Annotated in this window: 1 protein-coding gene; it reads right to left on the reverse strand. The window is 38.9% G+C overall.

From position 1 onward, the window contains the following. Nucleotides 1-104: 104 nt before the first annotated feature. A complete protein-coding gene (locus CYP05_RS09370) occupies nt 105-818 on the reverse strand; it encodes a TorD/DmsD family molecular chaperone (RefSeq protein WP_103585417.1) in 714 nt (237 codons plus the stop codon). Nucleotides 819-853 lie beyond the last annotated feature (35 nt).

The raw sequence follows: 853 nt of genomic DNA on the forward strand, positions 1-853 counted from the left end.
AATTTACTACTAAAGGGCTAAGATAGTTAAAAAATATTAAGAATAGTTGCGGGATTTAAGCAGATGTTAAATTTACTCATAGCTAGGCTAAGAGTAAATTTAAGCTAGTCTTTAAACTCGTGTGAGATGACTGGGGAGAATTCCTCCCAGTGAAGCTTGGTTTTAATAGTTGGCATCTTGCTTTGAAATGGCTCTTTTTTAAGCGCTGCCATAGCGACGCTATCGCCTTGTGGCTTAGCTGGTGCTTCTACGTTTAAGACTGCTCTTTCAAGCTCGATAAAATCTTTTAAGATGAGCGCATAGGAGCGGAAGAAATTTGCATTTTTATGAGCTAAAAGTAGCGAGCCAAACTCATCTACAAATAAATTTAAAGTCTCGCTAAAGAGCTTGTCGCTGATATTTTTTGCGCCGTTAAATTCGTCATTTAAAAACGTAGCCATCGCCAAAAATATAAAGCCAACATAGTCCTCGCTATCTTTGCAAAGCTCCTTATCACGCCTATATGGGCTAAGGTTTAGGCAGTGTATCACCCTAAGTCTAGCCGCGCCGTTATCTCTGCCCTCTTCATAAAAAGAGGCGCTTAAGGGGATATTTGTAAAGCCAAAAAGAACTTCATTTTGCTCATTTACAAGCTCTTTAAAGCTAAATTTATCTAAATTTGCAAATGCCTCTGCGCTTTGCTCGCTCAAAGGATTTTGCGCTAGGTAGCTTAGCTGCTCTCTCCACCTTGCAAATTTCTCATCGCTCGTGTGAAAAAATAGCGGATAAGCTAAAAATTCGTAAAAATATGCCCTTGCTTTTGTGATGTTTTTATCCATTTAATAAATCCTCTCTCATCGCGTTTAGTTGGGCT

It is taken from the genome of Campylobacter concisus, from assembly GCF_002913545.1.
In the GTDB taxonomy this organism is placed as follows: Bacteria; Campylobacterota; Campylobacteria; order Campylobacterales; family Campylobacteraceae; genus Campylobacter_A; species Campylobacter_A concisus_AV.